This is a genomic window from Pseudomonas sp. LH21, assembly GCF_036549575.1.
In the GTDB taxonomy this organism is placed as follows: domain Bacteria; phylum Pseudomonadota; class Gammaproteobacteria; order Pseudomonadales; family Pseudomonadaceae; genus Aquipseudomonas; species Aquipseudomonas peradeniyensis.
This window is the reverse complement of sequence record NZ_CP144367.1, coordinates 3,332,287-3,352,846: the sequence shown is the minus strand read 5'-3', so window position 1 is coordinate 3,352,846 and position 20,560 is coordinate 3,332,287. Positions and strand designations below refer to the sequence as shown.

Here is a 20,560-nt window from a genome sequence, read left to right as displayed (position 1 = left end):
TATGCGGCATGCGTCTCGGGGCGAAGAGGGCGTGCGCCATGCACGCCTGAAATGGCTGGTACTGGTGTTGCTTTGCCTGTTGCCCGTGGTGGGTGGCCTGAGAATGGGGCTGGGTGATGGGACCTGGCTGCCGCTGGCGATGTATCCGCTAGTGAGCCTGGTCAGCCTGATGTTGTACTGGCAGGACAAGCAGCAGGCGCGGAGCCAGGCTTGGCGCACGCCGGAGAAGGTGCTGCATGCCAGCGAGCTGCTGGGGGGATGGCCGGGGGCGTTGCTGGCGCAGCAGGTGTTTCGGCACAAGACGCGCAAGGTTGCCTACCAGGTGGTGTTCTGGGGGATTGTTTTTGTGCATCAGGTGTTTTGGGTTGATTATCTGTTCTTGGCGGGGCGTTGGGGGTTTGTGATCTGAGGGTTGTTGTTGTTGTTGTTGTTGTTGTTGTTGTTGGGTGGTTTAGTAAGTTGTAGGCGCATTCATTTGCGATGTCGACGCTTATTCACCTTTCGGCCCTTACGGTGGGTTACTTTGGTCTTAACTCGCCGTCCGCGGCCAAAGTAACCAAAGCCGTTGCGCTCCATTCATCCGGCCCTACGCTCCGGGTTCCCTCACTCCGACCTCCTGAAGTCGCGAAGTTACGGGCGGCGCCTGGACTGGCGCAGCTGTCGCTAGTTGGAACTTAATTGATCTCTCGATCGTATCGCGGGGCAAGCCCGCTCCCACGCAATAGTCGTCGTTATATAGATCTCTGTAGGGGCGGGCTTGTCCCGCGAAAGGTCCGGAACAGTCAATACATAACTAATGGTCAAACAACTAACTTCGCATTTCTTGCCCTTGCTCTTGCTTCTAAACGCGCGGTAGTCCAGGCAACACCAATTGCGACTTCAGGAGGCCGAACGGAGCGAGGGAACCCCGGAGCGAAGCGCAGGGGCCGTATGAATGGAGCCAGCGGTTTTTGCCTACTTTTGCCCAAGAAGAGCAAAAGTAGGTCGCCGTTTGAAGGCGAAAAGGTGACTATGCGTCACCATCGCCAATGAATGCGCATAAAAAAACCAAAACAATCATCCCCGAACCCGAACCCGAACCCGAACCCGAACCCGAACCCGAACCCGAACCCGAACCCGAACCAAATCAACTGGAAGGCTTATCGTCACTCCCAATCCCCTGCTGCCCAACCCGCGACTGACCTGACAAAGGCACGCCCCCCTTGGCAACCTGCTCAGCCTGCTGCCGCTGCAGCGCCCACTGATCACTACGCTCCTTGAGACGATCAGCACCACCTTCCGCAAAAGCCGAACCCGCCGAGATCATTACTAAAAGTGCAAGCACAGACGCTAAGGATTTCTTCACCGGGGAAACCTCCATCAATTGACCTGAAAGCCGACCGCCTGGCAGCCGGATCGAGGCAAGAATGGAGGCCACGGATTTTTCCAGGATTAACACACCCCGTTCAGTTGGCCAGCAGCTGCTCGTGCACCCAGCCCTGAGCCGTGAGCACCATGGGCCGGGTTTCCTCCAGCGGTTTGGCCGAGCTGGCCGCCACCTGCCCAAGCCCGGCGATATCTGCCTGGACCGCCGCATCGCCGGCCCACCCCGGCAGCTCGGTGACCTGATAGCTGTAGGTCACCTCGGACTGCCGCCGCCCATTGTGCTCGACAGGCGCGCTGAACCCCTTGATGGCGGTGACCCGGGCCTTGCCGAAGCACAGCCCGCCGGTACTCGCGCCGTTCGCCTTGGGCCGGGCGTCGGCCTTGTAGTAACGCCGGCCTTCGTCGGTGAGGTCGTAGGCGTAGTAGATATCGGTGCGCGCCGGCTGCCAGAGGCGCTCCGGCACTTCGGTGCGGGCGACTTCCCGCTCGCTGACCACGCCGACCCGAGCCAGGGCGTGCAAGGCCTTGTTGGTGCCCTCCACATCGAAGTCCCGGGTGCGGGTGGGAAAAGCGCTGATCACGAAACAGTGCGGGAACTGGGTGTCGAGATAGGCCTGGGCGGCCTGGCGCAGGTCGGCTTCGCGGGGCTGTTGGCCGTCCGAGCAGCCGACCAGGGTCGCCAGCAGGGCCAGCGGTATGATCTTCCTGTCCATCGTAAGGCTTCCTTGAGTTGCCAATTGCAGGGTTGCGCGCCGGCCGGGCCGGCTGGTGCGGGATTAGAACCCGCGGGCCAGAGCCCCCGCAATCGTGGCAAGACGACATATCCCCGAGGTTGTGCACTGCTTGGCAAAGCCCGCGCGGCGCCACGCCCGGCAAAACGCCGGTGCTCATCCATACTCCTCAGGGCCGCCCCGGTGCCGTCGGGCAGCCGGCAACGGACAGACCTGCAACGAACACAGAGGAGCCACCGATGGCCAAGGGCGAGGGCAAGAAACGCAAGGGAGACGCCACGGAGAAACTCGGGCGCAAGACCTATGAGACGGAACTGCGGCGGCTGCACGTCGAGCTGGTCAAGCTGCAGCAGTGGGTGGTGGAGCAGGGCCTGAAGGTGTGCATCGTCTTCGAGGGGCGCGATGGCGCCGGCAAGGGCGGCACCATCAAGGCCATCACCGAGCGCGTGAGCCCGCGGGTGTTTCGCGTGGTGGCGTTGCCGGCGCCCACCGAGCGCGAAAAGACCCAGATGTACGCCCAGCGTTACCTGATCCACCTGCCGGCGGCGGGCGAGGTGGTGATCTTCGACCGCAGTTGGTACAACCGCGCAGGGGTGGAGCGGGTGATGGGCTTTTGCAGCGACGAGCAGGCCCACAAGTTCCTCACTGTGGTGCCGATGTTCGAGCGGATGATGGTCGAGTCGGGGATCATCCTCATCAAGTACTGGCTCGAAGTCAGTGCCGAGGAGCAGACCCGCCGCCTGCAGGACCGCATCAGCGACGGGCGCAAGCTGTGGAAGCTGTCGCCGATGGACGTCAAGTCCTACACCCGCTGGGACGACTACACCCGCGCCCGCGATGACATGTTCGCCGCCTCCGACTCTTCCTGGGCACCGTGGTACATGGCGCGCTCGGAGGACAAGCGCAAGGCGCGGCTGAACATCATCAGCCACCTGTTGCAGCAGATCCCGTACAAGGACCTCGGCAAGGCGCACAAGGTGGAGCTGCCCAAGCGCGGCAAGATCGGCAAGTACAAGGCGCAGCCGTATCCGTTCAAGATGGTGGCGGAGCGGTTCTGATGCCGCCAGTCACTGCGTCTCGCGGGTATCGATGCTCACCACCACCGACATCCCCGGCCGCAGTTGCCTGGCCTCGGGTTGGTCGCCATCGACGGTGATCCGCACCGGGATGCGCTGGGCGATCTTGACGAAGTTGCCGGTGGCGTTGTCGGCCTGCAACAGCGCGAATTCGGAACCGGTGGCCGGTGAGATCTGCTGCACATGGCCGCGCAGCTTCAGGTGGTTGAGCGCATCGACGGTGAAGGTGGCGGGTTGGCCGATGCGCACGTTGGCCATCTGCGTTTCCTTCAGGTTGGCGATCACCCACAGGGTGTCCGGCACCAGCGCCATCAACTGCGCGCCAGGGTTGACGTAGGCGCCCAGGCGGGTGCCGATCTGCCCCAGCTGGCCGTCGCGCGGCGCCTTGACCCGGGTGTTGTCCAGGTCGATGCGGGCCAGCTCCACGGCGGCCCTGGCATTCTCCACCGAGGCTTGCAGCGCGGCGCGATTGACGATCACCGTCTCGCGGTCCTGGCGGGCGATTTCCAGCGCGGCGCGGGCCTGGGCCAGGCTGGCGACGGCGGCGGCATGGCTGGCGCGGCTCAGGTCCAGTTCGCGGCGTGACACCGAGCCGTCGCTGACCAGCGCCTGGTTGCGTTGCAGGTCGGCCTTGGCCTTGTCGGCCTGGGCGGCGGCGTCGCTGATCGCGGCCTGGCGCTGGGCGATGCCGGCCTCGGCGCTGTTGCGCTGCTGCAGGTTGTTGGCCAGCGCCGCCTCCTGCTGTTTGAGCTGGGCGATGGACTGGGCCAGGCGCTGGGTGTAGATGCGATCGTCCAGGCGCACCAGCAGGTCGCCCTGTTTGACGAACTGGAAATCGTGCACCGGCACCTCGACGATGTAGCCGCCCAGCTGTGGCCCGATGATCGTCACCTGGCCGCGCACCAGGGCGTTCTCGGTGCTCTCGATGGCGCTGCTGAACGGCGGCAGGCGCCAGGCGTACAGCACCAGCAGGATGCCGGCCAGGGCCACGGCGGCGAAGCTCAGCGACGAGAGCAGGCGCACCCGCCGGCTGCGCGCCGGGCTGGTCGGTTCGCTGGGTGGTTGCGCGCCTTCCGGGGTTTCGGCGATGGCGGTGGTGGTGGTCGTTGGCGTCTCTTGGGTCATCGGCTCGAAGCACCGCTGGTGGAGTGGTTGTATCGCAGGTACAGGCTGCGGATGAAGATCCAGATCATGGTCAGGATAGCGATGGCGCCGATCAGCATGAACACATCGTTGTAGGCCAGCACGTTGGCCTCGCGGGTCGCGGCGTTGGCCAGCAGGCGCATGCCGGCCTCGTTGCGCAGCGCCGGGTCGGCGAACACCCCGGCGTAACCGGCGCCACCGCCCTGCACGCGGGCGCTGACCAAGGGTTCCAGGGCGCTCAGGCGGTCCATCAGCTGGCTGGAATGGAATTTTTCGCGCACGGTCTGGAAGGTGCCCAGCAACGCCGAGCCGATCAGCCCGCCGAGGTTGTTGCAGATACCGAACAGCACTGAAAAGCTCACCAGGTTGCGCGGGTTGGCGCGCACATGGCTGATGCCCAGCGCCATCGACGGGCCGACGAAGAAGGTGCTGCCGAAGGCCAGCAGGAACTGGCTGAGGTACATCTGCGCCGGCCGGGTCAGGTTGCTCGAGGTGCTGTCCATGAAGGCGCCGGTGGCCATGGCGGCCAGGGAGATGAACAGCGGCAGCACCAGGTGCTGGGGGTTGATGGTCAGGGCGCTGGTGGTCAGCCCCGTGACCGCGCCCAGCAGCATCACCGCGTACAGCGCGCGCATCTGCTCGTTACCCATGTTCAGCGCCTGGAGAAAACCCACGGCGCCGGTGGACTGCTCGGAGATCACCATGCGGATCAGGATCACGCACAGGGCCAGGCGGATGATCGCGCCGCTGCCCAGCCAGCGGGTCATCAGCAGCGGGTTGCTGCGGTTGTGCTCGATGGCCAGGCCCGAGAGGATCAGGGCGATGGAGGCGGCCAGGGCGACGCCGATCCACGGCGCATCCAGCCACCAGTCGATGCGCCCCAGCGACAGCGCCGCGCAGAGCAGGGCGGTGCCGCTGGCCATCAGGGTGAAGGTGAGGAAATCCAGGGGTTCGAAGGTCTTGAAGCGATCACCGGGGGGCAGTTTGAGCAGCAGTACGCAGCCCAGCGCGGCCAGGGCCAGGCCCAGCTCGAACAGGTACAGCCCGCGCCATTCGGCAATCTGCAGCAGGTCCTCGGAGAACACCCGGGCCAGCGGCACCGCCAGCTGCGAGGCGCCAAGGCCCAGGACCATCGCCTTGAGCCGCCACTGCGCGGGGAAGGCCTGAATCATGTAGTACAGGCCCAGCGAACTCAGCGCAGCGCCGACCATGCCATGGGCGGCGCGCACGGCGATGGCCGAGTTGAGGTCGTTGACGAACAGGTGGGCGAGGGTGACCAGGGCATAGAGCACCAGGAACACCTCGGTGAAGGCGCGCAGCCCGAATTCCTGGCGGAACTTCACCAGCAGCAGGTTCATCGACACGTTGGTCATCACGAAGGCCGCCGGCAGCCAGGCCATTTCGGCGCTGGTGGCACCCAGCGCGCCCTGCAGGAATGGCAGGTTGGCAACCACCAAGGCGTTGCCCAGACCGCCGGTAATGGCCACCAGCAGGCCGACCAGGCCGTAGGCCAGGCGCTTGGCCGGGGCATGCAACGGCGTCGAGGGAGAGCCGGGCAGGCTGGGCTTCTCGTGGGGGAGCCACTGGCGGGGGGCGTACTTGTCCATCGGGTTGTCCGTTACCGCGGGTGATTCGACTCTACGTCAATGGCCGGCTGGATGAAAACCTCGCTCAAACGCCGAGCGACAGGCGCATGGCGCAGCGGTTGCCCAGGCCATGGGCCAGTTCGCCGGCGAGAATGCCCTGCAGCCGTGCATCGAGCTGCGGCGCCGGGATGCGCTCGAAGCCATAGCGGGCGTAGAACGGGGCATTCCAGGGGACATCGTCGAAGGTGGTCAGGGTCAGCCAGGGCAAACCACCCAGGCGCGCGGCCGCCCGCGCCTGGTCCAGGAGTCCACGCCCCAGGCCCTGGCCCTGGGCTTCCTGGCGGACCGACAACTCGTGGATGTGCAAGGCGTCGCCTGTGGTGCTGGCGCAGAGAAAACCCAGCGGCTGGTCCCGGTCATCCACGGCAACCCAGCTGCCGCCCTCGGTGACGAACGCCAGGTGCTCGGCTTCGCCCATCACCTCGCTGTCGGCCAGCCAGGCCAGGTGCGGCAACTGCCGGAAAGCCTGGGCTGCGGAGCGTTCCAAGGCGGGGAGCAGGGGGATGTCGCTGACGAGGGTGGGGCGGATGCGCATGGTGGATCAGAACCTGTAGATGCGGTGGTGCGGCCACGCGTTATCGCGCAGGAAGGTGGAGTTTGCCAGATCGGCGCATGGAGGTGTTGCATTACTATTGTTATAACGTAACATTTGCGCTCTTCCTTCCTTGCAGGGCCCTTACCGTGATCCGCAGAAACCCCTCCGGCCATCTCCCGCAAATCGCCGAATCGGCCTATATCGACCACACCGCCATCATCTGCGGCAAGGTGATCATCCACGACAACGTATTCGTCGGCCCCTATGCGGTGATCCGCGCCGACGAGGTGGATGGCAGCGGCGACATGCAGCCGATCGTCATCGGCGCCAACTCCAATATCCAGGATGGCGTGGTGATCCACTCCAAGTCAGGCGCCGCGGTGCGCATCGGCCAGTACAGCTCGATCGCCCACCGCTCCATCGTCCATGGCCCGTGCGAGGTCGGTGACCGGGTGTTCATCGGCTTCAACAGCGTGCTGTTCAACTGCAAGGTCGGCGACGGCAGCGTGGTGCGCCACAACTCGGTGGTCGACGGCCGCGACCTGCCGCCGCGCTTCTATGTGCCGCCCACCGAGCACATCGGCCCGCACACCGACCTGGAGCGCTACCCGCCGGTCAGCGTGTCGGCTTCGGAGTTCTCCGAGGACGTGGCGCGCACCAACATCGACCTGGTCCAGGGCTATAAGGCCCTGCAGAACGAGTTCTGAACATGGACTCATTGCTCGTGCGTAACGCACGGCTGGTCAATGAAGGGCGCGAGTTCGAAGGCGACCTGCTGGTGCGCCACGGGCGCATCGAGCGGATTGCCGGCAGCCTCGACAATGCCCGTGCGGCGCTGGAGATCGATGCCCGGGGCGCCTGGCTGCTGCCGGGGATGATCGACGACCAGGTGCATTTCCGCGAGCCGGGAGCGCCGCACAAGGGCAGCATCGCCAGCGAGTCGCGGGCGGCGGTGGCCGGGGGCATCACCAGCTACATGGACATGCCCAACACCAACCCGCCAACCCTGACCCTGGAGGCGCTGGCCGACAAGAAGCGGCGGGCGGCGGCGAGTTCGCGGGCCAACTATGGCTTCCACTTCGGCGTGAGCCGCGACAACCTCGACACCATCGCCGCCCTCGACCCGCGCGAAGTGGCCGGGATCAAGGTGTTCATGGGCGCCTCCACCGGCGACATGCTGGTGGACGACCCGCAGGTGCTGGAAAAGCTCTTTGTCTATGCGCCGACCATCGTCCTGGCCCACTGCGAGCACACCCCGAGCATCCTCGAGAACGAGGGCTGGTGGCGGGCCCGCCACGGTGAGTTCATTCCCCCGGCGGCGCACCCGCTGATCCGCGACGCCGATGCCTGCTACCGGTCCTCGAGCCTGGCCGTGGAACTGGCCCGGCGTTTCGGCACGCGCCTGCACGTGCTGCACCTGACCACGGTGCGGGAGCTGGCGCTGTTCACGCCGGGCCCGGTGAGCGGCAAGCACATCACCGCCGAGGTGTGCCTGCACCATCTGCTGTTCGACGACAGCGACTACGCCAGCCTCGGCCACTTGATCAAGTGCAACCCGGCGATCAAGACCGGCACCGACCGTGACGCTTTGCGCAAGGCCCTGGCCCGCGACCGCATCGATGTGATCGGCACCGACCATGCGCCGCACACCCTGGAGGAGAAGCGTCGGGTGTATACCCGCGCGCCGTCCGGCCTGCCGCTGGTGCAGCATGCCTTGCCGGCGGCGCTGGAGCTGGTCAGCGAAGGGGTGTTGAGCATGGCCCAGGTGGTGAACAAGACCAGCCACGCGGTGGCCGAACTGTTCGACATCCGCGAGCGCGGTTTCCTGCGCGAGGGGTATTGGGCGGACTTCGCCATCGTCGAGCGCCTGGCCAGCCCACGGGCGGTGGCGGACGACCCGGTCCTGGCGCATTGCGGCTGGACGCCGTTCCAGCAGCGCGCCTTCCACCATGTGGTGCGCAGCACGGTGGTGTCCGGACAACTGGCCTGGCACCAGGGCCGGGTACGCGATCAATGCCAGGGCTTGCCCTTGATGTTCGATCGCTGAATCCCCCCAGATCGCCCAACCCTTCGGGATGCTCCGTCGCGCACGGAATAGAAGAGGCACACATCACCAACGTGGGAGCGGGCTAGCCCCGCGATCACCGGCAAAGCCGGTGCCATACACCGCATCGCGGGGCAAGCCCGCTCCCACGCTGTTCAAGTCAGCAAGTTACGTTTTGTTCCATGAGGGTGGTCTCGCGCCCCTAGCATTCCGGAGTTACATCCATGACTGAAGAGCAACTGTTGCTACAACCCACCAGCGCCTACATGAACGAGCCTCAGCGCCAGTTCTTCCGCAACCTGCTGCTGACCCAGCGCGGCGAGCTGCAGACGCGCATCGAGCAGGAGTTCCGCGCCCTGCGCGAACAGGAAGTGCACAGCGACCCCGCCGACATCGGCAGCGCCGAGGAGGAACGCCACTGGCAACTGCGCTCGCTGGAGCGGGAAAAGAAGCTGCTGGACAAGATCGACCAGGCGTTGGAGCGCCTGGCCCGGGGCGATTACGGCTGGTGCGAGGAAACCGGCGAGCCGATCGGCCTGCGCCGCCTGCTGCTGCGGCCCACCGCCACCCTGTGCGTCGAGGCCAAGCAGCGCCAGGAGCTGCGCGAGCGGCACGTGCGTGATGGTGCCTTGGACTGATACGTAAAGTCGGCGAGCGACGATCAGGCAAGGAAGCAAGTTTGACGTGGCGTCAATTGAGCATACCGAGCGTGTTTTCAACGCAGCATGATCGTCGCGCAGGCATTTCCCCTAAAAACTTAATGATTATAAGGGTTGTCCGGTGAGTTATATCTGATGGTTTGAACAGTGTAGCCCATATTTTCCAGGTGGCTTTTAACAGGATCTAATCTTTTTAGTTTCGGTTTGTAGTGGCCTGACCAGTTTGAGAGGGATATGGATGTGCCGTTTCTCCATATATATCCGGCAGCCATTACCTGTGTGTTCGTGCCAAGGCGTTCTGCTGCCACAGCAGCAATGCTTGCATGTGTTGGAAAAATGTAGGATTGGTCATAACTGCCGATTACTAATTCGCCAGACATTGTATACGCAAACTTGTGCTCCCAACTTGAATTTTTGGTTGCTCTCACGGCGGCCTCTCCCGTGGCAATAGTGAGCATCCGATCTCCGCTGTTTGTTCGTTTATCAAGGTAGCTGCTAGTCTGTGCCACCTCAGCTTCATAATCATCAGGTTTTAAATCGGCAAGAGGGCCGGGGTTTTTAGTGGCTTGGGATTTGCCAGTTATCCAATTGAAAAATTTTCGTATGGCGGAACGTATGGAGAAATATCCTGATGGATCGATATGGTTTATTGGGTCGGCAAGGCAGTAAGCGTAACTATTCAGTCCTCCTATGTTGAATGGGCTCATCGGGTCTGCATTGATGAAGCGCATTAACGTCGGGCTGTAGATACGGCGGCCGTTGCCGAACGTGTAGTGCTCCGTGACAGGATCAATGAGTGCGCCTGTATAGGCGAGCACAGCAACCGGACCGGACCCTGATTTACAGAGGCCATAGGGCGTATATGTGCATACTGGGCGTTCAGCGGCAATCTGTAAGATAGAGCTTTGTGTGTCGATTGCGAGAAGCGCACAGCGGGTATCTTGCCGGGTCTTTCTGATGCTTGCTGAAGAATATGATTTCATGCTGGCGGCACCATTAAATATGGCAAATTTTAAGTGCTTGCACCATTTTCGTTGAAAATGGGCTCCTGTGTAACTAGCAGAAATGCCAGGAGCCGCATGAACGGTAAGTGGGGTGTCACGATGAGCGGGCAGTTTTTTGCGAACTTTTACAGCGGTTTGGTAGGCAGCCACTTCCTGCTGGCTTGGAACACTAATCGGCGCTCAGGCCCTGTGTCTGCAACTGCCAGCGCACCGAGCTGACGCCTTTTTCCAGGCTCACCCGGCCGACCAGGCGCTCCAGCTGGGTCGGCGCCTGCGGCGTGCCGAGCAGCTCGGCGCGCACTTCCAGGCGTGCGGGGTCGGCCAGGTCCTCGCTGTGCAGCGATTGCAGGCGCAGGCCCGGATCGCTGAGGCTGTGCAGCATCAGGCTGCGTACCTGGATCTCGTCCTCGGCGCGGCAGACGATGCGTACCTCGTAGCGCTGCTCGACCTCGCTGGCCGGCACCACGTCCTGGCGGTCCAGGCGCTGGGCGAGGTCGCGCAGCAGGATGTTGGCGCACAGCACCACCAGGCTGCCCAGGGAGGCCTCCAGCAGCAAGCCGAGGCTGCACAGCACGCCGACCGCGGCGGTGCACCAGAGGGTGGCGGCGGTGTTCAGGCCGCGTACGTTGAAACCGTCGCGCATGATCACGCCACCGCCGAGAAAGCCGATACCCGACACGACATAGGCGGCGATGCGCGAGGCATCGGTGGGCGCCATGCCCGGCACGGCCTGGGTCATCAGCACGAACAGGCAGGCGCCGGTGCTGACCAGGGCGTTGGTGCGCAGGCCCGTCAGGCGCTGGCGCAGTTGACGCTCGGCACCGATCAGGGCGCCGAGCAGCAGGGCCACGCTGACGCGCAGCAGAAAGATTTTCCAATCCATAGCGAACTCCGTTCCGCGGGCGATGGCCCGCACGAGCACCGACCGCAGGCGGCGCGAATGAAAGCGAGGAATGCGCAGGACCACGCGCCATGCCAGGTGGCAGGGCAGGAAAGGAAGGAGGAATGTTCAACCCCGCAGGGCCGAAGGGAACCACCGTCTACCGTGTGCGGCGAGACAGTGGCAGGAACGCTGCCGGACTAGCTCGCCGTGTGGGCCTGTCGCAATCGACTGGGGCTACTGTCCAATGCAGGGGACTCCTGTGTGGGGGATGCTTGAATGCGCGGCGGACCATACGCCTTGACCCGCACAGGGTCAAGGCATGAATCATGACAATTGCGTTACGCCAGGCGCTGGCAGACGTAGGCCTGGGTCCGGTACGGGAAGACGACACGCTCGCGGCCCTTGAGCGCCGGGTGGTTGTCGATCAGGTCTTGCAACCGGGCCATGACCCTGTCCTGCTCGGCCTGGGGCAGAGCGGCGATGAAGCTCACCGAGCGCAGGCGTTCGAGGATCACCGTCTGCGGGCTGCCTTCATGGACGTGGGGCAGGGTGCTCAGTTGCGGCGCGCCGAAGCGGCTTCCCTCGAAGGCGTCGCGCCAGCGACCGGTGTGAAAGCGCGGGGTGTCGCCTTCGTAGGGAGTGATGATCTCGGTGATCCGTGCCACCCAGTCCACGGTTTCATCGCGCACGTTCCAGATCAGCCCAAGGCGGCCGCCCGGCGCCAGCACCCGGTGCATCTCGCGCAGGGCTGCGGCATCGGCGAACCAGTGGAAGGCCTGGGCGCAGACCACCACTTGCTGACTGGCGTCGGCCAGCGGGATGTGCTGGGCAGTGCCTTCGAGCACGGGAACCTCGGGAAGTCGCTCGCTGAATCGCTCGCGCATGGCGGCCACCGGTTCCACCGCCGTCAGGCGTGGCGCCAGCGCAGCGAGCAGGCGGGTGAACTTGCCGGTGCCAGCGCCCAGGTCGAGCACCGGGGTGCCGGCGCCGATGCCCAGGGTGTCGCGCAGCCAGCCCTGCAAGGCGATGGGATAGTCGGGCCGGCCCTGCTCATAGTTGCTCGACTGGCGGGTGTAGCCAGTGCTGGCCGCGGTGTGCACATCCTTCATGGAAAATCCCTCCGAATGACCTGGCGGCAATGGTACCCTTGCGCCTTTCGTTGCCAAACCCCCGGACCGATCCATGTTGTTCAATCTCGCCGTGCTGTTCGGCACCCTGGTGGCCATGGAGGGCGTCGGCACGCTGGCCCACAAGTACGTCATGCACGGCTGGGGCTGGTGGCTGCACCGCTCGCACCACGAGCCGCAGTTGGGCATGCTGGAGACCAACGACCTCTACCTGCTGGCCCTGGGCTTGATCGCCACGGCGCTGGTGGCCCTGGGCAAGGCCGGGCATGCGCCGTTGCAGTGGGTCGGCGCCGGGGTGGCGGGGTATGGCGTGGCCTATGTGCTCGCCCACGATGGTTTCTTCCACCGCCACTGGCCGCACGCGCCAAAGCCGGTCAACCGCTACCTCAAGCGCCTGTACCGGGCGCACCGCCTGCACCATGCGGTGAAGGGGCGCCAGGGCAGCGTGTCGTTCGGGTTCTTCTACGCACCGCCGTTGCGGGTGCTGAAGCGACAGTTGAAGCGGCGGCAGGGCTAAGCTTCACGCGCACTTTGTAGGAGCGGCCTTGTGCCGCGAAAGGGCTGCAAAGCAGCCCCGGCGATTTCGGCTTTGGCGCACAGATCCTGGGGCCGCTATGCGGCCCTTTCGCGGCACAAGGCCGCTCCTACAAGGGACGGTGTTCTAGGCGCAATCGCTGACGGTGCTGGCGGCCTTGTGCCCCCGGCTCACCCACCAGCCAAACCCCGCCGCCGTGAAGAACATGATCAGGCTGTAGATCGCCGCCGGCACTGCCATGGTCGCGTTGTTGAGCAGCGTCGGGCTCAGGGCCAGGGCGATGGCCAGGGTGCCGTTGTGGATGCCGATTTCCATGCCGATGGCGATCGCCTGGCGCTTCGGGACGCTCAGCAGGCGCGGCACCCAGTAGCCCACCGCGAGGCTGAGCAGGTTGAACAGCAGGGCGGCGCCACCAACGATCGGCGCGTACTCGACCACGGTCTGCCAGTCCTTGGCCAGGGCCAGGACGATGGTGAAGGCCAGGAACAGCGCCGCGACGATCTTCATCGGTTTTTCCATGCGCGTGGCAAAGTGTGGCGTCCAGTGGCGGATCAGCATGCCCAGCGCCACCGGCAGCAGGACGATGGCGAACACCTGCATGACCTTGGCGAACTGCAGCGGGATGGCCTGGTCCGACTCCATGAACCAGATCAGCGACAGGTTCACCAGCAGCGGCATGGTGAGGATGGCGATCAGCGAGTTGACCGCGGTCAGGGTGATGTTCAGCGCCACGTCGCCATGGGCCAGGTGGCTGAACAGGTTGGCGGTGGTACCGCCCGGAGAGGCGGCCAGCAGCATCAGACCTACCGCCAGTGCCGATTCGAGGCCGAAGCCGTTGGCGATCAGGAAGCACACCAGCGGCAGCAGCAGGATCTGGCAGACCAGGCCGATCACCACCGGCTTGGGGTACTTCACCACCCGGGCGAAGTCGGCCAGGGTCAGCGACAGGCCCAGACCGAGCATGATGATGCCCAGGGCCAGCGGCAGAAGGGCGGTGAGCAGCGGGGAGGCGGTCATGGGCGGTCTCTCGGGCGAAGGATTCCGAGGAGTGTAGGTGGTGGCGCAACGATAGCTAATCGCAACTGGCCTGCCTTGGTAACCGATTGTTACGGAGGCGAGCGGCCCTGTGTCGCGTTGCGATGCATCGTCCGGCGCAGTAGCATTCGCCCTTTTGCCGAGGATTCGCCTGTCATGCCGTTCCAGCCAGGTCTGCTTGCCACTCCGGTGCCGGCCCATGCCCGCCACCTGTTCTTCGCCCTTGACTCGCTCGAGGCCTTGCCCGCCGTCCTCGACCAGCTGTTGCCGCAGGTCGATGGGCAGAGTTTGATCCTGGGCGTCGGCGCGCCGCTGGCCAAGGCCCTGGGCCGCGAAGTGCCGGGCCTGCGCAGCTTCCCGCAACTGGATGCGGTGGTGGAGAACCCGGCGACCCAGCACGCCCTGTGGCTGTGGCTGCGCGGCGCCGAACGCGGCGAGCTGTTCCTGCGCGCCCAGGCCCTGCAGCAGGCGCTGGCGCCGGTGCTGCGCCTGGTCGACAGCGTCGACGGTTTCCTGCACCGTGGCGGCCATGACCTGACTGGCTACCAAGACGGCACCGAGAACCCGGTGGACGAAGACGCCGTCGCCGCCGCTATCGTGCCGGGCGACGCGCCTGGGCTGGCGGGCTCCAGCTTCGCCGCGTTCCAGCTGTGGAAGCACGACCTGGAGTATTTCAAATCGCTGCCCCAGGTCGAACAGGACAACATCATCGGTCGCCGCCTGAGCGACAACGAAGAGCTCGACGATGCGCCCGAGTCGGCCCACGTCAAGCGCACCGCCCAGGAAAGCTTCGCGCCGGAGGCGTTCGTGGTGCGTCGTTCGGTGGCCTGGACCGACGAGCGTGGCGCGGGCCTGGCGTTTGTCGCCCTGGGCTTCTCGCTGGATGCCTTCGAGGTGCAGCTGCGGCGCATGAGCGGGCTCGAGGATGGCGTGATCGATGGGCTGTACCGCTTCAGCCGGCCGTTGACGGGGGGCTACTACTGGTGCCCGCCGTTGGCTGAAGTCGGTGCCGACCTGCGCCTTCTGCTGGGCTGATAGGCCCTCATCGCGGGGCAAGCCCGCTCCCACGCCTTGAGCCTGATGCCCAGCTTGGCGTGGGAGCAGGCTTGCCCCGCCTTGAACCAGATGTCCAGCTCGGCGTGGGAGCGGGCTTGCCCCGCGATGACTCAGAACGGCACCGCCACCGTCAGCTGGCTGTAAACGTTGGTCCCGCTGCCCACTTGGTTGCCGCCATTGCTTTGATCCTTGCGCGGCTTGAACAGTCCCAGCAGCGGGGTGACGATCAGGTGCTCGTTGATCGCCCACTCCACATACAGGTCCAGCTCCCGGGCATCCAGGTTCAGGGTGTCGCGGGTGCGCACGGTGTCGAAGTCGAAGAACAGCGCGCCGACCGTGAGGTCGTCCCGTGGCGTGGCCTTCAGGCCCACATGGTGGATGCCGCTGTTGGTGTTGAACGGCCCGGCATAGTTGCCGGCGACCTCGCCCTGGATCCAGGTGCCGTAGCCGCTGGACAGACCGGTGAACAGCAGGTCCCAGCCTGCCGAATAGCGGGTGTAGCGGTAGGTCAGCTGCGGCGCCCAGGGGGCTTCGACAAAGGTGTAACCGGCCTCGGCGTACCAGGCGGTCTCGCGGCCGCCGCGCTTGTCCTGCCAGGCATATTCGAAGGCGAAGCGGGTGTTTTCCAGCCCGACGCCACCTTCGCCACGCAGGCTGTAGACATCCATGCCTTCGCGGGCCTTCTGGAACTCGCTGGCCCACTGGTCGGTCACGTCGATGCCGTGGATATAGGTCAGGCCCAGGGTGCCCAGGTCATGGGTGTAGTCCAGGGTGCCGGCCGCCAGCTCGGTTTCGGCCTGGGCGCGGTTGTCGGACTTGAGCCACATCACGCTGCCATGCAGCCCCTGATTGCCGCCCAGGCGCAGCACCGCAGTGCGGTCGAAGGCGTGGCGCGCGCCCAGGTAGAAACCGCCGCCGCGGTTGAGCTGGCCGTCGGCGGGGCCCTTGCCCAAGTTGGGGCCGTCGTCGTTGATCAGGAAACCGCTGCCCAGGCGGATCACCTGGCGGCCGCCGGACAGGTCCACGCCATCCTTGCCCAGCAGCGGGAACAGGTCGCCCGAGCGCCAGCCCAGGTAAGCATCCTCGATCTTGGTGGTGCGTTCGGAGCCGTCCTGGTTGCCGCCAGCGTCGCCGTCGCCCCAGGCACCGGAGCTGACCCAGTTGAGGGCGCCATACAGGGTGCCGTTGCCGCCCAGGCCCTGGTCGCCGCTGAGGCCGTACTTGATGAAGCCCTCGCGCCAGGTCGAGCCACCGGGAGTGCCGTCGTAGTTGTGGCGGCTGTTGAACATGCCCCAGACCGCGAGCAGGTCGGCGTTCAGGTGGCTGTCGTCGTCGGCGTACAGCTCGTAGGCCGGGCTGGCCTGACCATGGACCAGCAGGGCCAGGGCCGTGGCCATTGCGGTGCGACGTGGGGTGAGACGCATGGATCGATCCTCGTTTGTTGTGTGCGGTCTTGAGTGCCGCGTCGTTGTGGAGGCAGTGTCGAAAGGTGACGGGCTATTAGCGCGTGGAACGCTGGCGGTGGTCTTGCCCGTGGCTGCCAGCGGCCTTGCCTGTCGCCGCCATCACAGGCTCGCGGCGATCTCAGGCAAGGTCGCGCCGCCGTCGACCACCAGGGTCTGGCCGGTGATGTAGCGGGCGGCATCAGAGGCCAGGAACAGCATCGCCGCGGCGATATCGGCCGGCTCGCCCAGCCGCCCCAGGGGCACGCCGGCGGCAATCCGGGTGTTCAGGGCGGTATCACCGAGGTTGTCCATGGCCGGTGTGCGCACCATCCCCGGTTCCACGCCGTTGACCCGCACGTTGAACGCCGCCAGTTCCAGCGCGGCATTGCGGATGAAGCCATTGACCCCGGCCTTGGACGCCGCGTAATGGCTCAGGCCCGGATAAGCCACCCGGGGCCCGGTCACCGACGAGGTGGCCAGCACGCACCCGCCACCCTGGCGGCGGAACAGTGGCAGGGCGCCCTGGGTGAGCCAGAACAATGCCCCCAGGTTCACCGCCAGGGTGCGCTGCAACAGGGCCGGGTCGATCTCGGTGAATGGGGTGAGCGGGAAGTAGGCGGCGTTGTGCACCAGCACGTCCAGCTGTTGCAACCCGGCCAGCAAGGCGCGGATCGCGCCGGGGTCGGCCAGGTCGAGGACCTCCCCGCGAACCTCGTGCCCCAACGCCAACTGCTCCTCGACCAGGCGCTGCAACGCCTGCGGATCGAGGTCCACAGCCAGCACCCGGGCGCCGCCACGGGCGAAACCCTCGACGATGGCCTGGCCGATGCCGCCCGCCGCGCCGGTGACCAGCACCGTGCGGCCTTCGAAGTCGTAGCGCGCGTTCATGCCGACGGTTCCAGGCGGGTGTAGGCCAAAGTCGGCACGTCGACCACGGTCGAACCGCCATCGGCGGTGATCACCGCGCCGGTGACGATGCTGGCCTCGGCGCCGACCAGGAACTGGCACACGGCGGCAATCTCGTCACTGCTGGCCGGGCGGCGCAGCGGCACGTCGGCGGTGACCCGGCGGTAGGCGGCGTCGAGGTCTTCCTGGTAGTGATCCATCAATGGCTGCATCTCCTGGTCGGCCATGGGCGTGCGCACCCAGCCCGGGCAGACGCAGTTGACCCGCACGCCGAACGGCCCGTAGTCGCGGGCCAGCGAGCGGGTCAGGCCGACCAGGGCGTGCTTGGCGGTGGTGTAGCCGCAAACCTCGGGCCCGGCCGCCAGCGAGGCGATGGAGCCCAGCAGCACCAGGCTGCCGCGCCGCTCGCGCAGCAACGGCAGGCAGGCCCGGGCAGTGTGGAAGGCACTGTCGAGGTTGCTGCGCAGGGCCTCGCGCCAGGCGCCGTCGCTGGTCTGCTCGGCCGCTCCCAAGCCGTGGCCGCCGGCGCAGGCGATCACCGCGTCGAGGCCGCCGAAACGGGCGCGCACCTGCTCGATGAAACCGGCCCAGGTGGCGCTGTCGGCGGCGTCGCCGGCCAGCACCAGGCCATCGCACCGCTGCGCGACGCGCTGCAGCGCTTCACGGCGGCGGCCCACCAGCGCCACCTGCCAGCCCTGGCGGGCCAGGCGCAGGGCGCAGGCTTCACCGATGCCGCTGCCGGCCCCGGTGATCAGCACGCTGCGGCTCACTGCGCAGGCTCCGTGCGGTTGAGCACCCGGCAGTGGGACGACACCGGGAAGTTGGCCAGCGCATCGAAGCCGCCGCCCTGGTAGCCGAAGATCTTGCCGTCGCTGCGGTGCCGCGCCAGGTCGATCATCACCAGGCCCAGGGTGGGCACGATCTTCTCGCACCAGACGAACAGGTACAGTTGCTCGGCGATCTTGTAGTAGTACGCCCGGTCGGTGTCGCACAACCCCTGTTCGACGCCCTTGAGGCACTGCCAGCTGTAGTAGTTGGCGTTGAGGTAGATGTGCTCGTACTCCTCGGTGGGGCTGTAGCGATAGTGATTGCGCAGGCCGACCAGCTCGGTGGTCGGAGCGTGGGGGCAGGCGCCGGCCTGCCAGGGGCGGTCGAGGCTGCCGTGCAGGAAGCTGGCCTCGACGCCGGTCAGCGCTTCGCCAGCCAGGGCCAGGGCGTAAAGGCCGCGCTGGGTACGGGCCTGGTCGGGCAGGCGGCCGAGCACGGCGGTGAAGGCGTGCTCGAGGGTGTCGAGCACCAGCGACACCGACCAGGCCTGGCCGGCCTCGTGCTTGATGAAATCGACCAGGTAGATGCCGGGGCGCACCGAGGTGGCCCGGTAGCCGGCGCTGCCGCTGCTGTGGCCGTCCGCGGCGCGCCAGTGCAGGCGTTCGCTGTCGAAGCGGTGTTCGATGACCCAGCCATTGGCGAAGTGCAGGGTGAGCGTGCGTCCGGACAAGTCGGCCAGTTGCGGCAGGATGAAGGCCTCGGGCGCGAAGCCGTCGGCGAGGGCGCCCACGGTGATCCAGTCGGCGGTGTTGGGCATGGCGGTGATTCCTGTGGTTGGGTAATGGCCCAGTTGGTGGTTGGCGCGGGCCAGGGTCAGTAGCGGATCATTACCGACTTCAGCTCGGTGAAGTCGTCGATGAAGGCCGAGCCGAACTCGCGGCCGATACCCGAGGCCTTGATGCCGCCAAACGGCACCGCCGGGTCGAGCAGGGTGTGCATGTTGACCCACAGCGTCCCGGCCTGGATTTCCGGGATCAGGCGCATGGCCTTGCCCAGGTCGTTGGTCCACAGGCTCGCGCTCAGGCCGTAGGGCGAGGCGTTCATCAGGTGGATCAGTTCGTCCTCGTGGTCATAGGGCAGGAAGGTCGCCACCGGGCCGAAGGTTTCCTGGTTGAGCAGGGTGTCGCCCGCGTTGTTGGCGAGGATGACGGTGGGCTCGACGAAGCAGCCCGGGCCGTCGCCGAGGCGACCGCCATGGACGATGCGGTTGCCCTCGGCACGGGCGGTGGCGAACAGCTCGCCGAGCTCCTGCTGGTGCGGCTTGTTGGCCACCGGGCCGAACTGGGTGGTTTCGTCCAGCGGCGAGCCGACCTTCAGCTGGCCCAGGCGCTGGGACAGGGCCTCGAGCAGCGGATCGAGGCGCGAGCGATGGACGTAGAAGCGCTCGCCGGCGGCGCAGATCTGCCCGGAGTGCAGGAAGCCGGCCTCGATGATGCCATCCACCGCCTTTTCAACGGCGACGTCGGGCAGGAACGCTACCGCGTTCTTGCCGCCCAGCTCCAGGGTCGCGCGGGTCAGCTTGGCGCCCATGGCCGCCTGGCCGACGGCTAGGCCGGTGGGCACGGAGCCGGTGAACGACACCTTGTCGGTGCCGGGGTGTTCGACCAGCGCCTTGCCCACCAGGCCGCCGCCGGTCAGCACGTTGAGCGCGCCCGGCGGCAGGCCGGCCTGGCTGGCCAGCTCGGCGATGCGCAGCAGGGTCAGCGGGGTGAACTCGCTGGGCTTGAGCACGATGCTGCAGCCGGTGGTCAGGGCCGAGGCCAGTTTCCACAGGGCGATCATGGTGGCGAAGTTCCACGGCACGATGCCCACCACCACGCCCACCGGCTCGCGCAGGGTGAAGGCGCTGTAGCGTTCGCCGGCGAAGGAGGGCAGGGATGGAGTGATGGTCTGCCCGGTGATCTTGGTGGCCCAGCCGGCGTAATAGCGCAGGAAGTGCGCGGCCTGTTCCACCTCGAAGGCGCGGGCGATGCCGATCAGCTTGCCCGACTGCAGGGTTTCCAGCTGGGCCAGTTCCTCGCGGTTGGCCTCGAGCAGGTCGGCCAGGCGGAACAACACCGCGGCGCGGGCGGCGGGGCTGGTGCGCGACCAACTGGCAAAACCATGGCGGGAGGATTCGACGGCGCGCTCGACGTCGGCCAGGTTGGCATCGGCGACCTGGGCGATGGCTTCGCCGTTGGCCGGGTTGTGCACGGTGATGCGGGCGCTGGATTGGCTGGCGACCAAAGCGCCATGGATGTACAGACCGTGGTCGCGGGCCAGGAAGGCGCTGACGCTGGGGAGGAGGGTGATGTCGCTCATGGCAGGGCTCCGGGTGGGTTGCCGAGGGCTTCGTGGAAGCGGGCTTGCCCCGCGATGGGCCGCGTCACGGCCCGATTTCCCCCAGCTTAAAGCGCGACACACTGGTGATCTTGTCTGCCCATGCCGCCCCCATGACCCTGCCTGCCAGGCGCCACGAAAAGTGCAATCCGAGGTGCGGAAGTTGCATTTTCCGTCTTGGCCACGGCTCCCATACTGACCCGGCATTCATCAGCGAGCGGTC

Annotated in this window: 21 protein-coding genes; 7 read left to right on the top strand and 14 right to left on the bottom strand. The window is 66.0% G+C overall.

Going from position 1 to position 20,560, the window contains the following annotated elements; genetic code table 11:
• The first annotated feature begins 1 nt into the window (after position 1).
• Complete coding sequence (locus VUG52_RS15245) at positions 2 to 409, top strand: DUF1294 domain-containing protein (RefSeq protein ID WP_050705503.1); 408 nt, start codon at positions 2 to 4, stop codon at positions 407 to 409.
• Positions 410 to 1,126: 717 nt separating this feature from the next.
• Here VUG52_RS15245 and VUG52_RS15240 read toward each other — a convergent pair.
• Both VUG52_RS15240 and VUG52_RS15235 read right to left on the bottom strand, forming a co-directional pair.
• A complete protein-coding gene (locus VUG52_RS15240; RefSeq protein ID WP_220689817.1) occupies positions 1,127 to 1,417 on the bottom strand; it encodes a hypothetical protein in 291 nt (96 codons plus the stop codon).
• Between the two features lie 28 nt (positions 1,418 to 1,445).
• Positions 1,446 to 2,078: a hypothetical protein gene (locus tag VUG52_RS15235; protein WP_331831704.1), complete on the bottom strand. Its 633-nt coding sequence runs from the start codon at positions 2,076 to 2,078 to the stop codon at positions 1,446 to 1,448.
• Between the two features lie 257 nt (positions 2,079 to 2,335).
• Here VUG52_RS15235 and ppk2 point away from each other — a divergent pair, with 257 nt between their 5' ends.
• Positions 2,336 to 3,154: a polyphosphate kinase 2 gene (gene ppk2, locus VUG52_RS15230; RefSeq protein WP_050706232.1), complete on the top strand. Its 819-nt coding sequence runs from the start codon at positions 2,336 to 2,338 to the stop codon at positions 3,152 to 3,154.
• Between the two features lie 9 nt (positions 3,155 to 3,163).
• On the opposite strand, the gene VUG52_RS15225 is transcribed toward ppk2, so the two are convergent.
• From VUG52_RS15225 to VUG52_RS15215, 3 genes are all read right to left on the bottom strand, one after another.
• Positions 3,164 to 4,297, bottom strand: a complete 1,134-nt coding sequence (locus VUG52_RS15225; protein WP_050706231.1) for an HlyD family secretion protein — start codon at positions 4,295 to 4,297, stop codon at positions 3,164 to 3,166.
• The gene (locus VUG52_RS15220; RefSeq protein ID WP_331831702.1) at positions 4,294 to 5,922 is read right to left on the bottom strand and encodes an MFS transporter; all 1,629 of its coding nucleotides are present in this window, start codon (positions 5,920 to 5,922) and stop codon (positions 4,294 to 4,296) included. Before VUG52_RS15220 ends, VUG52_RS15225 begins: the two co-directional genes overlap by 4 nt.
• A gap of 64 nt (positions 5,923 to 5,986) precedes the next feature.
• Positions 5,987 to 6,496 carry a GNAT family N-acetyltransferase gene (locus tag VUG52_RS15215; protein ID WP_050706229.1) on the bottom strand — a complete coding sequence of 170 codons (510 nt, stop codon included), beginning with the start codon at positions 6,494 to 6,496 and terminating at the stop codon, positions 5,987 to 5,989.
• Between the two features lie 146 nt (positions 6,497 to 6,642).
• On the opposite strand from VUG52_RS15215, the gene VUG52_RS15210 reads away from it, so the two are divergent.
• From VUG52_RS15210 to dksA, 3 genes are all read left to right on the top strand, one after another.
• Positions 6,643 to 7,203: a gamma carbonic anhydrase family protein gene (locus tag VUG52_RS15210; RefSeq protein WP_062362175.1), complete on the top strand. Its 561-nt coding sequence runs from the start codon at positions 6,643 to 6,645 to the stop codon at positions 7,201 to 7,203.
• Positions 7,204 to 7,205: 2 nt separating this feature from the next.
• Positions 7,206 to 8,543 (top strand): dihydroorotase, encoded by a 1,338-nt coding sequence (locus VUG52_RS15205; protein WP_050706227.1) that lies wholly within the window; start codon positions 7,206 to 7,208, stop codon positions 8,541 to 8,543.
• A 221-nt stretch (positions 8,544 to 8,764) separates the two neighbouring features.
• The gene (dksA, locus tag VUG52_RS15200) at positions 8,765 to 9,178 is read left to right on the top strand and encodes an RNA polymerase-binding protein DksA (protein ID WP_050706226.1); all 414 of its coding nucleotides are present in this window, start codon (positions 8,765 to 8,767) and stop codon (positions 9,176 to 9,178) included.
• A gap of 119 nt (positions 9,179 to 9,297) precedes the next feature.
• On the opposite strand, the gene VUG52_RS15195 is transcribed toward dksA, so the two are convergent.
• The 3 genes from VUG52_RS15195 to VUG52_RS15185 all read right to left on the bottom strand — a co-directional run bounded on the left by VUG52_RS15195 (position 9,298) and on the right by VUG52_RS15185 (position 12,195).
• Positions 9,298 to 10,353, bottom strand: a complete 1,056-nt coding sequence (locus VUG52_RS15195) for an RHS repeat-associated core domain-containing protein (protein WP_156329643.1) — start codon at positions 10,351 to 10,353, stop codon at positions 9,298 to 9,300.
• A 19-nt stretch (positions 10,354 to 10,372) separates the two neighbouring features.
• Positions 10,373 to 11,086 carry an MgtC/SapB family protein gene (locus tag VUG52_RS15190; RefSeq protein WP_050706225.1) on the bottom strand — a complete coding sequence of 238 codons (714 nt, stop codon included), beginning with the start codon at positions 11,084 to 11,086 and terminating at the stop codon, positions 10,373 to 10,375.
• 338 nt (positions 11,087 to 11,424) lie between these two features.
• A complete protein-coding gene (locus VUG52_RS15185; protein ID WP_331831700.1) occupies positions 11,425 to 12,195 on the bottom strand; it encodes a class I SAM-dependent methyltransferase in 771 nt (256 codons plus the stop codon).
• 73 nt (positions 12,196 to 12,268) lie between these two features.
• Between VUG52_RS15185 and VUG52_RS15180 the strand changes: the two genes are divergently transcribed.
• Positions 12,269 to 12,730: a sterol desaturase family protein gene (locus VUG52_RS15180; protein WP_050706223.1), complete on the top strand. Its 462-nt coding sequence runs from the start codon at positions 12,269 to 12,271 to the stop codon at positions 12,728 to 12,730.
• Positions 12,731 to 12,874: 144 nt separating this feature from the next.
• Here VUG52_RS15180 and VUG52_RS15175 read toward each other — a convergent pair whose 3' ends face one another.
• Positions 12,875 to 13,765: a bile acid:sodium symporter family protein gene (locus VUG52_RS15175; RefSeq protein ID WP_262951746.1), complete on the bottom strand. Its 891-nt coding sequence runs from the start codon at positions 13,763 to 13,765 to the stop codon at positions 12,875 to 12,877.
• 174 nt (positions 13,766 to 13,939) lie between these two features.
• Between VUG52_RS15175 and VUG52_RS15170 the strand changes: the two genes are divergently transcribed.
• Entirely contained in the window at positions 13,940 to 14,818 is an 879-nt protein-coding gene (locus VUG52_RS15170) for a Dyp-type peroxidase (protein WP_331831699.1), read from the top strand.
• Between the two features lie 131 nt (positions 14,819 to 14,949).
• On the opposite strand, the gene VUG52_RS15165 is transcribed toward VUG52_RS15170, so the two are convergent.
• From VUG52_RS15165 to VUG52_RS15145, 5 genes are all read right to left on the bottom strand, one after another.
• Positions 14,950 to 16,236, bottom strand: a complete 1,287-nt coding sequence (locus tag VUG52_RS15165; RefSeq protein WP_262951795.1) for an alginate export family protein — start codon at positions 16,234 to 16,236, stop codon at positions 14,950 to 14,952.
• A gap of 168 nt (positions 16,237 to 16,404) precedes the next feature.
• Entirely contained in the window at positions 16,405 to 17,172 is a 768-nt protein-coding gene (locus tag VUG52_RS15160; RefSeq protein ID WP_331831698.1) for an SDR family oxidoreductase, read from the bottom strand.
• Positions 17,169 to 17,960 (bottom strand): SDR family NAD(P)-dependent oxidoreductase, encoded by a 792-nt coding sequence (locus VUG52_RS15155; RefSeq protein WP_050706218.1) that lies wholly within the window; start codon positions 17,958 to 17,960, stop codon positions 17,169 to 17,171. The genes VUG52_RS15160 and VUG52_RS15155 overlap by 4 nt, the downstream gene beginning before the upstream one ends.
• Complete coding sequence (locus tag VUG52_RS15150) at positions 17,957 to 18,775, bottom strand: molybdenum cofactor biosynthesis F family protein (RefSeq protein WP_262951748.1); 819 nt, start codon at positions 18,773 to 18,775, stop codon at positions 17,957 to 17,959. The genes VUG52_RS15155 and VUG52_RS15150 overlap by 4 nt, the downstream gene beginning before the upstream one ends.
• A 56-nt stretch (positions 18,776 to 18,831) precedes the next feature.
• A complete protein-coding gene (locus tag VUG52_RS15145; RefSeq protein WP_331831697.1) occupies positions 18,832 to 20,319 on the bottom strand; it encodes an aldehyde dehydrogenase family protein in 1,488 nt (495 codons plus the stop codon).
• Positions 20,320 to 20,560 lie beyond the last annotated feature (241 nt).

What these genes read in the sequence shown, in the direction of transcription:
- VUG52_RS15245 (WP_050705503.1), top strand. Translation starts at nt 2, where the DNA reads ATGCGGCATGCGTCTCGGGGCGAAGAGGGCGTGCGCCATGCACGCCTG.
- VUG52_RS15235 (WP_331831704.1), bottom strand. Translation starts at nt 2,078, where the DNA reads ATGGACAGGAAGATCATACCGCTGGCCCTGCTGGCGACCCTGGTCGGC.
- ppk2 (WP_050706232.1), top strand. Translation starts at nt 2,336, where the DNA reads ATGGCCAAGGGCGAGGGCAAGAAACGCAAGGGAGACGCCACGGAGAAA.
- VUG52_RS15225 (WP_050706231.1), bottom strand. Translation starts at nt 4,297, where the DNA reads ATGACCCAAGAGACGCCAACGACCACCACCACCGCCATCGCCGAAACC.
- VUG52_RS15220 (WP_331831702.1), bottom strand. Translation starts at nt 5,922, where the DNA reads ATGGACAAGTACGCCCCCCGCCAGTGGCTCCCCCACGAGAAGCCCAGC.
- VUG52_RS15215 (WP_050706229.1), bottom strand. Translation starts at nt 6,496, where the DNA reads ATGCGCATCCGCCCCACCCTCGTCAGCGACATCCCCCTGCTCCCCGCC.
- VUG52_RS15205 (WP_050706227.1), top strand. Translation starts at nt 7,206, where the DNA reads ATGGACTCATTGCTCGTGCGTAACGCACGGCTGGTCAATGAAGGGCGC.
- dksA (WP_050706226.1), top strand. Translation starts at nt 8,765, where the DNA reads ATGACTGAAGAGCAACTGTTGCTACAACCCACCAGCGCCTACATGAAC.
- VUG52_RS15190 (WP_050706225.1), bottom strand. Translation starts at nt 11,086, where the DNA reads ATGGATTGGAAAATCTTTCTGCTGCGCGTCAGCGTGGCCCTGCTGCTC.
- VUG52_RS15185 (WP_331831700.1), bottom strand. Translation starts at nt 12,195, where the DNA reads ATGAAGGATGTGCACACCGCGGCCAGCACTGGCTACACCCGCCAGTCG.
- VUG52_RS15180 (WP_050706223.1), top strand. Translation starts at nt 12,269, where the DNA reads ATGTTGTTCAATCTCGCCGTGCTGTTCGGCACCCTGGTGGCCATGGAG.
- VUG52_RS15175 (WP_262951746.1), bottom strand. Translation starts at nt 13,765, where the DNA reads ATGACCGCCTCCCCGCTGCTCACCGCCCTTCTGCCGCTGGCCCTGGGC.
- VUG52_RS15170 (WP_331831699.1), top strand. Translation starts at nt 13,940, where the DNA reads ATGCCGTTCCAGCCAGGTCTGCTTGCCACTCCGGTGCCGGCCCATGCC.
- VUG52_RS15165 (WP_262951795.1), bottom strand. Translation starts at nt 16,236, where the DNA reads ATGGCCACGGCCCTGGCCCTGCTGGTCCATGGTCAGGCCAGCCCGGCC.
- VUG52_RS15160 (WP_331831698.1), bottom strand. Translation starts at nt 17,172, where the DNA reads ATGAACGCGCGCTACGACTTCGAAGGCCGCACGGTGCTGGTCACCGGC.
- VUG52_RS15150 (WP_262951748.1), bottom strand. Translation starts at nt 18,775, where the DNA reads ATGCCCAACACCGCCGACTGGATCACCGTGGGCGCCCTCGCCGACGGC.
- VUG52_RS15145 (WP_331831697.1), bottom strand. Translation starts at nt 20,319, where the DNA reads ATGAGCGACATCACCCTCCTCCCCAGCGTCAGCGCCTTCCTGGCCCGC.